The organism is Mycobacterium tuberculosis complex sp. N0072, assembly GCF_030323725.1.
Taxonomy (GTDB): domain Bacteria; phylum Actinomycetota; class Actinomycetes; order Mycobacteriales; family Mycobacteriaceae; genus Mycobacterium; species Mycobacterium tuberculosis.
Genome location: NZ_CP040689.1, coordinates 2,744,452 through 2,755,973, shown reverse-complemented (window position 1 = coordinate 2,755,973; position 11,522 = coordinate 2,744,452). Strand labels below are relative to the sequence as shown.

Below are 11,522 nucleotides of genomic sequence, written 5' to 3'. Positions count from 1 at the left end.
AGCGGGTATCCGAGGTGAACTAGCGGATCGTCATGGGACTGCTCGGCGGCCAATCAGGGCCCAGGGTCGGCAGCGGCCCAGTCGGTAGCATCCCCACGCCGGTCAATGCCGCCATCTGCCAGCAGCGCGGGGGATTCCACGGTGTCGAGCGTGGATACTCGGCGGGTGATTCGGGCGTTCTGACGTCGCTGGGCGACAATGAAAGGACGATGAACTTTTACTCCGCCTACCAGCACGGGTTCGTGCGCGTTGCCGCCTGCACTCACCACACCACCATCGGTGACCCGGCGGCCAACGCCGCGTCGGTATTGGACATGGCCCGTGCGTGCCACGACGATGGCGCAGCGTTGGCGGTCTTTCCTGAGCTGACGCTGTCGGGCTACTCCATCGAGGACGTACTACTGCAGGACTCTCTGCTCGATGCCGTCGAGGACGCGCTGCTCGACCTGGTGACCGAATCCGCCGACCTGTTACCTGTACTGGTGGTCGGGGCTCCGCTGCGGCATCGACACCGCATCTACAACACCGCGGTCGTCATTCACCGCGGCGCCGTGCTCGGCGTGGTGCCCAAGTCGTATCTACCCACCTATCGCGAGTTCTACGAGCGGCGCCAGATGGCGCCCGGAGACGGGGAGCGGGGCACGATCCGCATCGGTGGCGCCGACGTGGCCTTCGGCACGGACCTGTTGTTCGCCGCGTCAGATCTACCCGGCTTTGTGTTGCATGTGGAGATCTGCGAGGACATGTTTGTGCCGATGCCGCCCAGCGCCGAGGCGGCCCTGGCGGGCGCGACGGTGCTGGCGAATCTGTCCGGCAGCCCGATCACCATCGGCCGTGCCGAGGACCGCCGGCTGCTTGCGCGCTCGGCGTCGGCGCGGTGTCTGGCTGCCTATGTCTATGCCGCCGCGGGGGAGGGGGAGTCAACGACGGACCTGGCCTGGGACGGTCAGACGATGATCTGGGAGAATGGCGCACTGCTCGCGGAGTCCGAACGTTTCCCCAAAGGAGTGCGCCGCAGTGTCGCCGACGTTGACACCGAGTTGCTTCGGTCGGAGCGGCTGCGGATGGGCACGTTCGACGACAACCGGCGTCACCACCGGGAGTTAACGGAATCGTTCCGGCGCATCGACTTCGCACTCGACCCACCGGCAGGCGACATCGGACTGCTGCGCGAGGTCGAGCGGTTCCCGTTCGTTCCGGCCGATCCGCAACGATTGCAACAGGATTGCTACGAGGCCTACAACATCCAGGTGTCTGGACTCGAGCAACGGTTGCGGGCGCTGGACTATCCGAAGGTCGTTATCGGTGTGTCCGGGGGATTGGACTCGACGCACGCGCTGATCGTCGCGACCCATGCCATGGACCGCGAGGGCCGGCCGCGCAGCGACATTCTGGCGTTTGCGTTGCCCGGATTCGCCACCGGGGAGCACACTAAGAACAACGCGATCAAGCTGGCACGTGCGCTGGGGGTTACCTTCTCCGAAATCGATATCGGCGACACCGCTCGGTTGATGCTGCACACAATCGGCCATCCGTATTCGGTTGGCGAAAAAGTGTACGACGTCACCTTCGAGAACGTCCAGGCCGGGTTGCGCACCGACTATCTTTTCCGTATCGCCAACCAGCGCGGGGGAATCGTACTGGGCACCGGGGACCTGTCGGAGCTGGCACTGGGTTGGTCGACATACGGTGTCGGCGACCAGATGTCGCACTACAACGTCAACGCCGGTGTGCCCAAGACGCTGATCCAGCACCTGATCCGGTGGGTCATTTCGGCGGGTGAGTTCGGTGAGAAGGTGGGTGAGGTATTGCAGTCGGTGCTCGACACCGAGATCACCCCCGAACTCATTCCGACCGGCGAGGAGGAGCTGCAGAGCAGCGAGGCCAAGGTCGGACCTTTCGCCCTACAGGACTTTTCGCTTTTTCAGGTACTGCGCTACGGATTTCGCCCGTCGAAGATTGCGTTTTTGGCCTGGCATGCGTGGAACGATGCGGAGCGGGGCAACTGGCCGCCCGGCTTCCCAAAGAGCGAACGCCCGTCCTATTCATTGGCCGAAATCCGGCATTGGCTGCAGATTTTCGTCCAGCGGTTTTATTCGTTTAGCCAGTTCAAGCGTTCGGCATTGCCCAACGGCCCCAAGGTGTCCCACGGGGGCGCGTTGTCGCCGCGTGGGGATTGGCGGGCCCCGTCGGATATGTCAGCGCGAATCTGGCTCGATCAGATCGACCGTGAGGTGCCCAAGGGCTAGCGGATCAACCCCACACCCGGGACGAACCGGCCGACGCTGGCGGTGTAGCCGCGGTAGACGGCACTGTGCGTCCGCAACAGGTAGGGTTCTTCGACGCGGCGGACATGCACCTCGAGCGTGGCAACGAGCAGGATAAACCCGGCGAGGGCAACGAGATTCGGAGTCACCAGCAACAGCCCGAGGCCAAACGCCATCATGGCCGTGTAGATGGGGTGACGCACCCATTTAAACGGGCCGGTGCGCACCAGAGTGGTGTTCTCCTGCTCGTCCACCCCGATCCGCCACGAATCGCCCATCGCAAGCTGGGCGTAAACCGTGGCCGCGATCCCGGCCGTCGCCGGGATTATGCCGGCAACCTGAATCCAGACCATGCGCAGAGTATTCAGCGGTTGGACAACGTTGGTCCGCTGCAGCACCGCAGCGACCACCGTCACGATCAGGGCGATGACAAAGCACGTCCCGGTAATCCACTCCAGCGAACCGACCCGGCCGCTGACGCCGCGAAAGCCGGTGGATCCGGTGCGTCGGTGCTGCAGCCAACTGCGTCAGCCGAATCCGACCACACTGAAAACCGCGAAGAGTGCCAGCGCTAAGTCGGCCGCGGTGGTCGTTCGCATCAGCGGGTCTCCTTCGGTGCGTAGCAGTGGTCATGAACCGTTGTGGCGGTTGGCTCGCAGGGCCGCATCGATCGCGGCGGCGGCCGGTGCGCAGTCGCCGGCACCGGACACCAAAGTTGCCAGCGCACCCGCAGCGCAGGCCCGCCGCAATGCGCGCAGTCGCTCGGCCGGCGAACCTGGGTTGCGCGGCCAATTCGCAGCAAGGACCCCGGCAAATACGTCGCCGGCGCCGGCGGTATCCACTGGCGTTACCGTTGGGGCGGGTACCTCGAACACCCCGTCCGCGCCGACGTACCGGGCACCGCGCACACCCAGGGTGATCACGAAATGTGTTGGTGGCGACGGCCAGTCGTTTGCCTCATGCTCGTTGGCGATCACCACGTCGGCGATAGCGGCCAAGTCCTGCAAGGAGCTTCGATCCTGGCCGGCTGGGGAGGCGTTGACCATGACAACCGCATCGGCCGACTGGGCTGCCCGCGCGGCTGCCAGCGCGGTTGCAACAGGAATCTCCAACTGGGTCAACAGTACATCGCAGTTGGCGACGGCCGAGGGTACCGGAGTCAGATGTGCATTGGCACCCGGCGCCACCAGCACGGTGTTCTCGGCGCTGGCATCGACCACGATAATCGCCGTCCCGCTCGGTCCGGGCACCGTGACGGTCCTGTCCAGTCCAACGGCGTTGGCGCGCAGGTGGGCCCGCAGCTGGGCGGCGGCTGGATCGTCGCCGAATGCACCGGAGAACTGTACCTGCGCGCCTGCGCGCGCTGCGGCCACCGCCTGGTTGGCGCCCTTCCCGCCTGGCGTTCGGGTCAACGACGCCGCAAGCACCGTCTCGCCGGGGCGCGGAAGCGCGTCCACCACGAACGTCAGGTCCATGTTCACGCTGCCTACCACGCACACCCGGGGCGCCATGGGGCCGACGTTAGTCTCACTGGCGTTTGCCATGCTTGCTGTTGGCTGAAATCACTTGTGTCACTTTTGTCCCAAGGGTATCAGTGGGTGTCCTGTCGGTGGCGCGTCCCAGTATTCGAACATGCTTGCGGATCGGGACGGGTGGTCGGGATGCTGGACCGGCTCGATGCTGTCGGTCGATGGTCTGAGTGCGTCGTCGTTTGATGCGTTGACCACTCCGCAGCGGTTGCCGGTGCCGGGGCATGTGTTGATCCATCGACTCGCTGAACATTGCGATACGGCCGAGCTATCCTGGCTCACCTCGATTACGGACCACCCAGAACCAATCGCTACCACCCCTCAAGAAGCGCGTGCGCGACGAGGACGATGACGAGGACCCGTACGCGGCGCATTCCTCGATTGGTCGCTGGTGGCTTTTCGGCAAACGCGATGATCGTGGGCTGGGCACGTTAGTCTGCTGCGTAATCGGCGCGTCGTAGAGCAGCCTGCGACCGACAGCAGAGGGGAAGCCGGTTGACGTCGGGTGAGGCACTGGACTCGGTAGCCGAGAGTGAATCCACCCCGGCTAAGAAGCGCCATAAGAATGTGCTCCGGCGTCGGCCGCGTTTCCGGGCCAGCATCCAGTCCAAGCTCATGGTGCTGCTGCTGTTGACGAGTATCGTGTCCGTCGCGGCGATTGCGGCCATTGTCTATCAATCTGGTCGCACTTCGCTAAGAGCAGCCGCCTACGAGCGGTTGACCCAGTTGCGCGAGTCGCAGAAGCGGGCAGTTGAGACACTATTTTCTGACCTGACGAATTCGCTGGTCATTTACGAACGTGGACTCACGGTTGTCGATGCCGTCGTGCGGTTCACGGCCGGCTTTGACCAGCTGGCTGACGCCACGATCAGCCCCGCCCAACAACAGGCGATCGTCAACTACTACAACAACGAATTCATCACACCCGTCGAACGCACGACCGGCGATAAACTCGACATCACCGCGCTGCTGCCGACTTCTCCGGCCCAAAGGTATCTTCAGGCGTACTACACTGCACCATTCACGTCGGACCAAGATGCGATGCGGCTGGACGATGCCGGCGACGGCAGTGCATGGTCGGCCGCCAACGCGCAATTCAACAGCTATTTCCGGGAAATCGTCACCCGGTTCGATTACGACGACGCGGTATTGCTGGACACCCGGGGCAATATCGTCTATACCCTGAGCAAGGACCCCGACCTCGGTACCAACATTCTGACCGGGCCGTATCGCGAATCCAATCTGCGTGACGCCTACCTTAAAGCGTTGGGCGCCAACGCCGTCGACTTTACCTGGATTACCGACTTCAAGCCGTATCAGCCTCAACTCGGCGTGCCGACCGCGTGGTTGGTGGCACCGGTCGAAGCGGGCGGCAAAACTCAGGGCGTTTTGGCGCTGCCGTTGCCGATCGACAAGATCAATAAGATCATGACCGCCGACAGGCAATGGCAAGCGGCTGGCATGGGTAGTGGGACGGAAACCTATCTCGCCGGTCCGGACAGTTTGATGCGGTCCGATTCTCGGCTCTTCCTGCAAGACCCGGAGGAATACCGGAAACAGGTTGTGGCAGCAGGCACGTCACTTGATGTGGTCAACAGAGCGATCCAGTTCGGTGGGACGACGCTGCTGCAGCCTGTTGCGACCGAAGGACTGCGCGCCGCCCAACGCGGACAGACCGGAACCGTCACCTCCACCGACTACACGGGTAGCAGGGAACTGGAGGCCTACGCGCCGCTGAATGTGCCGGACTCCGATCTGCACTGGTCGATCCTGGCAACGCGGAACGATTCTGAGGCGTTCGCGGCCGTCGCGTCGTTCAGCAGGGCGCTTGTGCTGGTTACAGTTGGCATCATTGTCGTCATCTGTGTGGCGTCGATGCTGATCGCCCATGCGATGGTGCGGCCAATCCGGCGGCTCGAGGTTGGCACCCAGAAGATCAGCGCAGGCGACTACGAAGTCAACATTCCGGTAAAGTCACGCGACGAAATCGGTGATCTTACAGCCGCTTTCAACGAGATGAGTCGGAATCTGCAAACCAAAGAGGAGCTGCTCAACGAGCAACGCAAGGAAAACGACCGGTTATTGCTATCGATGATGCCCGAGCCAGTTGTCGAGCGGTACCGCCTTGGGGAGCAGACCATTGCGCAGGAGCACCAAGATGTCACCGTCCTGTTTGCCGACATCCTGGGTGTCGACGAGATTTCCAGCGGCCTGTCGGGTAACGAACTGGTCAAAATTGTCGACGAGCTGGTCCGCCAGTTCGATTCGGCCGCCGAACACCTTGGTGTCGAACGCATTCGCACGCTGCACAATGGCTATCTCGCCGGTTGCGGGGTAACCACGCCACGGCTGGACAATATTCCCCGAACCGTCGACTTCGCCCTAGAGATGCGGCGCATCGTCGATCGGTTCAATTGCCAAACCGGTAACGATCTGCACCTGCGAGTCGGTATCAACACCGGGGACGTCATTAGCGGGCTGGTCGGCAGATCAAGTGTCGTCTACGACATGTGGGGCGCGGCAGTGAGTCTGGCCTACCAAATGCACAGCGGTTCACCACAGCCCGGCATCTATGTCACCTCGCAGGTGTATGAGGCGATGCGAGACGTGTGGCAGTTCACGGCTGCGGGCACGATTTCTGTCGGAGGGTTAGAAGAGCCGATCTACCGATTGTCGGAGCGATCATGAACCTGCTCGACTCGACATGGTTCTACTGGGCCGTTGGCATTGCGATCGGATTGCCGGCCGGGCTAATCGTTCTCACCGAACTGCACAACATACTCGTCCGACGGAACAGCCATCTGGCCAGGCAGGCAAGTCTGCTGCGAAACTACCTGCTACCCCTGGGCGCGGTTTTGCTGCTGCTTGTCAAGGCATCTGAAGTCCCGGCCGAGGACCCCACCGTGCGGGTGCTCACGACAGCGTTCGGATTTCTGGTGCTGGTGCTGCTGCTGTCGTTACTGAATGCCACCCTGTTTCAGGGTGCGCCCCAACAGAGCTGGCGCAAGCGGCTACCCGCCATCTTCGTCGATGTCGCGCGCTTCGCGCTGATCGGCATAGGTTTGGCGGTGATCCTGTCCTACATCTGGGGGGTGCGGGTCGGTGGACTGTTCGCCGCGTTAGGTGTGACGTCAGTCGTCATCGGCCTGATGCTGCAGAACTCCGTCGGCCAGATCGTGTCGGGCTTGTTCATGCTGTTCGAACAGCCCTTTCGGATCGATGATTGGTTGGAAACACCCACAGCCCGCGGACGAGTCGTCGAGGTGAACTGGCGGGCTGTCCATATCGACACCGGCAGCGGACTGCAGATCATGCCCAACTCGATGTTGGCCACCACCGCGTTTACCAATCTCAGCCGGCCGGCCGGGGCGCACGAATGCTCGATCACGACCACATTTTCCACGTCCGATCCCCCGGACAAGGTATGCGCCATGCTGAACAGGGCTGCCAGCGCGCTACCGCATGTTAAGCCGGGGGTCGTGCCCGCCACAATTGCCCGAGGAGCCGCCGAGTATCGAACGACGGTCAGGCTGACATCACCGGCCGACGAAGGCCCAACGCAGGCAACGTTTCTGCGCTGGGTCTGGTACGCCGCGCGTCGGGAAGGGCTACACCTCGACGAGGCCGACGACGAGTTCTCGACGGCCGAACGTGTGGAGTCCGCCCTGCGCACGGTGGTGGGGCCCGAGCTGCGACTGAGCTCTAGCGATCAGCAGTCGCTGGCTCGGTACGCGAGGCTGGTGCGCTACGGCACTGATGAGATCGTGCAGCACGCGGGTGTGGTTCCCATGGGTATCACCTTCGTGATCGCCGGCAGCGTGCGGCTGACGGTTACGACCGATGACGGATCCGTGGTTGCGATTGCCACCCTCAAAAAGGGCACGTTTCTGGGCTTGACTGCGCTGACTCGGCAACCCGACCCCGCCGGTGCGGTAGCGCTGGAAGAGGTGACCGCGCTGCAGATCGGCCGGGAGCACCTTGAGCAGGTCGTGATGAACAAGCCGATGCTGCTGCAGGAGCTGGGTCGGGTTATCGACGAGCGGCAAAGGAAGGCGCAACAGGCAATTCGCCGCGACTTGCACCAATCCCCAGCGGCGGCCGGCGAGCATCGTGGGCCTGCGCGACGCTGACGAGCGGTGGGACACGGTTGGCCAAGCGATCGGTCTGTTTCTGCGCGGCCACACCCTGCGCACCGCAGCTCCGACGGCGCTGATCGTGGGTACCGTGCTATGTGCGGTGAATCAGGGTGCCACCCTTGCCGAGGGCGCCGCGACGATCGGCACGTGGGTACGGATGGTGATCAATTATTTGGTCCCGTTCCTGGTGGCTAGCGTCGGCTACCTCGGTGCGCGGCGCGGTGTCCGGCGTGCGAGCGGACGTTCTGATCCATCAGCACAATGACGGTGCGAGCCGAACACTGCCGTGGAGCAGGAGGATGTGATGAGTGCCCATCCGTCATGCCCGAGCACCCCACCGCGCTTTTCCACGACGTCGCAGCCATCGCACTGGCCCAACCCGGGGCGGAGCCCGGCGCCATGATGGGTTTCCCTTGCCGACCCGCTCTACTCCCTCATCTGTCACGAGCCGTAATGCGCTGTGTGAGAACGCGATCGGCCTCAACGAGCCTGGGCGTGTCTGTCATCGCGGGTCAACTGCCGGCCGCTGGAAGCCGGCACCGATTAGGTGCACCGTGCAGGCATGTGCGCTGGTGGCTGGCCTCCGACGGCCATTGGGGCATGGTAAGCTACATCCCTACTGCTTTGAACGTCAGCATGGGGGGTATCGTCGGGTGGCGTTGTGTGCCTTGAGTCGGCTTGATTTGCAGCGGCTTACCCGGAATTGATCCCTTCGTCTGTTGGATAATTATGCCAGTGAAGTCGTTGCGTTTTCTCAACGTGGGCAGTCGCAGCGCAAACAACCGGTGGTTGATCAGCCCGGTGCAGTGCCGGGGGTTCGTTAATCGCGGAGTGGAGTCGGCATGTCTTTTGTGATCACAAATCCCGAGGCGTTGACCGTGGCGGCCACGGAGGTACGACGGATTCGCGATCGTGCGATCCAAAGCGATGCTCAGGTGGCCCCGATGACAACCGCTGTGCGGCCTCCGGCTGCGGATCTGGTGTCGGAGAAGGCGGCGACGTTCCTGGTCGAGTACGCAAGGAAGTATCGGCAGACCATCGCTGCGGCGGCGGTGGTTCTTGAGGAGTTTGCGCACGCCTTGACCACTGGCGCCGATAAGTATGCGACCGCCGAGGCCGACAACATCAAGACCTTTAGTTAACGAGTCACTACAGTCGTCACGAGCCGACGGAACAACGAACAAACAGATGCATTTCGAAGCGTACCCACCGGAGGTCAACTCCGCCAACATATATGCCGGCCCCGGTCCTGACTCGATGTTGGCTGCCGCCAGGGCGTGGAGGTCGTTGGATGTGGAAATGACGGCCGTGCAGAGGTCGTTCAACCGAACGCTGCTGTCTCTGATGGACGCCTGGGCGGGTCCTGTGGTGATGCAGTTGATGGAGGCAGCCAAGCCGTTTGTCAGGTGGCTGACCGACCTCTGTGTGCAGCTGTCTGAGGTCGAGAGGCAGATCCACGAGATCGTGCGGGCCTATGAATGGGCACATCACGATATGGTGCCCCTGGCGCAGATCTACAACAACCGTGCTGAGAGGCAGATTCTGATCGACAACAACGCGCTTGGGCAATTCACTGCGCAGATCGCCGACCTCGACCAAGAATATGACGACTTCTGGGACGAGGACGGAGAGGTGATGAGGGACTACAGGCTTCGGGTGTCGGATGCGTTGTCGAAGTTGACTCCGTGGAAGGCGCCGCCGCCGATCGCCCACAGTACCGTGTTGGTCGCACCGGTGTCACCCAGCACGGCGTCATCGCGTACAGACACTTAGCTTGGGCTTAGTGCCTCGATTGTGGCCAGCGCTTGTGCAACGCCTGAAACGATTGCTGCGGCTTTCAGCGCTTCAAAGATCGCCTCTCGGTCCACACCTACCGTACGCAGCGTGTGCTCGTGGGCGACGAGGCAATGCGAGCACCCGTTGATCGCGGACACTGCGAAGGACCAGAGCTCGAAGTTGGCTTTCGGTATGCCCGGATTGGCGATGATGTTCATCCGCAGTCCGGGGCGCAGGTCGTCGTACCGGCCTTCAAGGAAGCCGCGGCCACGGTAGAACACGTTATTCATGCCCAAGATGGCCGCGGCTCCGAGGGCTGCGTGGCGGGCTGCAGCCGACAGATGGTCGGTCGCTTCAGCGCCAATGTCAGCTAATACCTGCGGATTTCGTGTCGCTGCGGCGCTGGCCAGCAGGGTTCCCCATAGTTGTTCCTGGTCGAGCACGCTGCTGCGGGTGATTGAGCTCAGGTTCAGCTTGATGTCTTTGGCGTACTCGGGGAGCGCGGCCTTGAGCTTTTCTATACTCATTGATTCCCGGCCAACCAGATCCCGGTTAGGCCGAAGCCTTGAGGAGTTCGCCAGCGTCTAGCGTCGGGTCGCCCTTGCGCCAGTTGCATGCGCACAGCTCGTCGGACTGGAGGGCGTCGAGCACTCGCAGTACCTCATCGACGTTGCGTCCCACCGAACCGGCGGTGGCCGAGACGAACTGGATCTCGTTGTTGGGGTCGACGATAAAGGTCACGCGGTCGGCCACACCGTCGGCGTTGAGGACACCTGCGGCTTGGCTGAGTTCGCGCTTGATGTCGGAGAGCATCGGGAAGGGTAACGTTTTGAGGTCGTTGTGCTGTGCACGCCACTGGAAATGCGCGAATTCGCTGTCAATCGAAACCCCCAGGATCTGGGCGTCGCGGTCCTCGAACTCGTCATTGAGCTTGCTGAACGCCGCGATCTCGGTAGGGCACACGAACGTGAAGTCTTTCGGCCAAAAGAACACCACCCGCCACTTGCCTGGGTGTTCGTCACTGGTGATAGTGGTGAAGTAGTCGCCGGGCTGCTTGGCGTCGACCTTGGACAGGTCACCGCCGATGAGAGCGGTGAGCTGGTAGGCGGGGAATTGATCGCCAATGGTTAGCAGTGGCATGACTCTCCTCATCATCAAAGCGGACAATGCATTTGGTTGCGACATTCCATCGTGCCGTGAAGTCGCTGTCAGGCAAAGGTGATATATCACACCATATTTATCGGCATCGCCGCCAAGAGGTGCTAGCCGGCCGTGGCCGGGTTTCGCGCGTTCGCCGCGGTGGCGGCAAAGCAGTGGTTCAGCAGTGCCGCAAGCATTCTCGATATGAGCCAGTCGACGTTGCGGCGAGCGGTGGTCGGAAGCCGGTCTCGGTGCACCCCCAGGGCATGTCTTTCCGGCAAGCAGCGGGTGCCGCTGACCGCGCTGTCAGAGCTGACTTTGTTGTGACTGCATGAGGGGCACTGCCTACGCGACCAGACGCTCGATGCTGCCCAACACCCGGGCGGTGTGGCTGGCCACCGTCGTGCAGTGCGTGACCGGCGGGCTGGGGGTGACACTGATTCCGCAGACCGCGGCCGCCGTCGAGACCACGCGAAGCCGGCTGGAACTCGCCCGATTCGTCGCCCCTGCCCGGCGCGACGAATCGGTTTGGTGTTTAGCTCTTTCGGCGGCCGCGAGAAGTCCTACCAGCGTCTTGCCGGGATTATCGGCAAGCTGATCAGGGGCGACCGTCAAGTACGCCTGATCGCATAGCAACCACCCAGCCGGATCGCTGCGCGGCCCGTCCGGAGCGG

12 protein-coding genes and 1 pseudogene are annotated in these 11,522 nt (G+C 62.6%); 8 read left to right on the top strand and 5 right to left on the bottom strand.

Features of this window, described 5'->3' with window-relative positions:
- Positions 1 to 53: 53 nt before the first annotated feature.
- Positions 54 to 332, bottom strand: a complete 279-nt coding sequence (locus tag FF952_RS12955) for a hypothetical protein (protein WP_010886145.1) — start codon at positions 330 to 332, stop codon at positions 54 to 56.
- Here FF952_RS12955 and FF952_RS12950 point away from each other — a divergent pair.
- Positions 243 to 2,249, top strand: coding sequence for an NAD(+) synthase (locus FF952_RS12950; protein WP_055381138.1), 2,007 nt, complete (start codon positions 243 to 245; stop codon positions 2,247 to 2,249). The two genes, FF952_RS12955 and FF952_RS12950, sit on opposite strands and share 90 nt — an antisense overlap.
- Here FF952_RS12950 and FF952_RS12945 read toward each other — a convergent pair.
- Both FF952_RS12945 and rbsK read right to left on the bottom strand, forming a co-directional pair.
- Positions 2,246 to 2,665, bottom strand: a complete 420-nt coding sequence (locus FF952_RS12945) for a methyltransferase family protein (RefSeq protein WP_003412563.1) — start codon at positions 2,663 to 2,665, stop codon at positions 2,246 to 2,248. The two genes, FF952_RS12950 and FF952_RS12945, sit on opposite strands and share 4 nt — an antisense overlap.
- Before the next feature lie 231 nt (positions 2,666 to 2,896).
- Complete coding sequence (gene rbsK / locus FF952_RS12940; RefSeq protein ID WP_003412561.1) at positions 2,897 to 3,811, bottom strand: ribokinase RbsK; 915 nt, start codon at positions 3,809 to 3,811, stop codon at positions 2,897 to 2,899.
- A gap of 480 nt (positions 3,812 to 4,291) precedes the next feature.
- On the opposite strand from rbsK, the gene FF952_RS12935 reads away from it, so the two are divergent.
- From FF952_RS12935 to FF952_RS12910, 6 genes are all read left to right on the top strand, one after another.
- Positions 4,292 to 6,484, top strand: a complete 2,193-nt coding sequence (locus FF952_RS12935; RefSeq protein WP_003412557.1) for an adenylate/guanylate cyclase domain-containing protein — start codon at positions 4,292 to 4,294, stop codon at positions 6,482 to 6,484.
- Complete coding sequence (locus FF952_RS12930; RefSeq protein ID WP_003900521.1) at positions 6,481 to 7,926, top strand: mechanosensitive ion channel domain-containing protein; 1,446 nt, start codon at positions 6,481 to 6,483, stop codon at positions 7,924 to 7,926. Before FF952_RS12935 ends, FF952_RS12930 begins: the two co-directional genes overlap by 4 nt.
- Entirely contained in the window at positions 7,907 to 8,197 is a 291-nt protein-coding gene (nrtS, locus tag FF952_RS12925; RefSeq protein ID WP_003412553.1) for a nitrate/nitrite transporter NrtS, read from the top strand. Before FF952_RS12930 ends, nrtS begins: the two co-directional genes overlap by 20 nt.
- A complete protein-coding gene (locus FF952_RS12920) occupies positions 8,194 to 8,604 on the top strand; it encodes a hypothetical protein (RefSeq protein ID WP_003900520.1) in 411 nt (136 codons plus the stop codon). Before nrtS ends, FF952_RS12920 begins: the two co-directional genes overlap by 4 nt.
- A 170-nt stretch (positions 8,605 to 8,774) precedes the next feature.
- Positions 8,775 to 9,074, top strand: a complete 300-nt coding sequence (locus FF952_RS12915) for a PE family protein (RefSeq protein ID WP_003412551.1) — start codon at positions 8,775 to 8,777, stop codon at positions 9,072 to 9,074.
- 46 nt (positions 9,075 to 9,120) lie between these two features.
- Entirely contained in the window at positions 9,121 to 9,705 is a 585-nt protein-coding gene (locus FF952_RS12910) for a PPE family protein (protein ID WP_003412549.1), read from the top strand.
- Here FF952_RS12910 and FF952_RS12905 read toward each other — a convergent pair.
- Both FF952_RS12905 and ahpC read right to left on the bottom strand, forming a co-directional pair.
- Positions 9,702 to 10,235 carry an alkyl hydroperoxide reductase gene (locus FF952_RS12905; RefSeq protein WP_003903891.1) on the bottom strand — a complete coding sequence of 178 codons (534 nt, stop codon included), beginning with the start codon at positions 10,233 to 10,235 and terminating at the stop codon, positions 9,702 to 9,704. The two genes, FF952_RS12910 and FF952_RS12905, sit on opposite strands and share 4 nt — an antisense overlap.
- A gap of 25 nt (positions 10,236 to 10,260) precedes the next feature.
- Entirely contained in the window at positions 10,261 to 10,848 is a 588-nt protein-coding gene (gene ahpC / locus FF952_RS12900) for a peroxiredoxin AhpC (RefSeq protein ID WP_003412529.1), read from the bottom strand.
- Between the two features lie 247 nt (positions 10,849 to 11,095).
- Here ahpC and FF952_RS12890 point away from each other — a divergent pair.
- A pseudogene (locus FF952_RS12890) lies at positions 11,096 to 11,481 on the top strand (LysR substrate-binding domain-containing protein); the annotation flags it as partial.
- Between the last annotated feature and the right edge of the window lie 41 nt (positions 11,482 to 11,522).

Bases quoted from the DNA above. Each gene is read 5' to 3' on its own strand.
- rbsK (WP_003412561.1), bottom strand. From the start codon at position 3,811: ATGGCAAACGCCAGTGAGACTAACGTCGGCCCCATGGCGCCCCGGGTG.
- FF952_RS12930 (WP_003900521.1), top strand. From the start codon at position 6,481: ATGAACCTGCTCGACTCGACATGGTTCTACTGGGCCGTTGGCATTGCG.
- FF952_RS12920 (WP_003900520.1), top strand. From the start codon at position 8,194: ATGACGGTGCGAGCCGAACACTGCCGTGGAGCAGGAGGATGTGATGAG.
- FF952_RS12915 (WP_003412551.1), top strand. From the start codon at position 8,775: ATGTCTTTTGTGATCACAAATCCCGAGGCGTTGACCGTGGCGGCCACG.
- FF952_RS12910 (WP_003412549.1), top strand. From the start codon at position 9,121: ATGCATTTCGAAGCGTACCCACCGGAGGTCAACTCCGCCAACATATAT.
- FF952_RS12905 (WP_003903891.1), bottom strand. From the start codon at position 10,235: ATGAGTATAGAAAAGCTCAAGGCCGCGCTCCCCGAGTACGCCAAAGAC.
- ahpC (WP_003412529.1), bottom strand. From the start codon at position 10,848: ATGCCACTGCTAACCATTGGCGATCAATTCCCCGCCTACCAGCTCACC.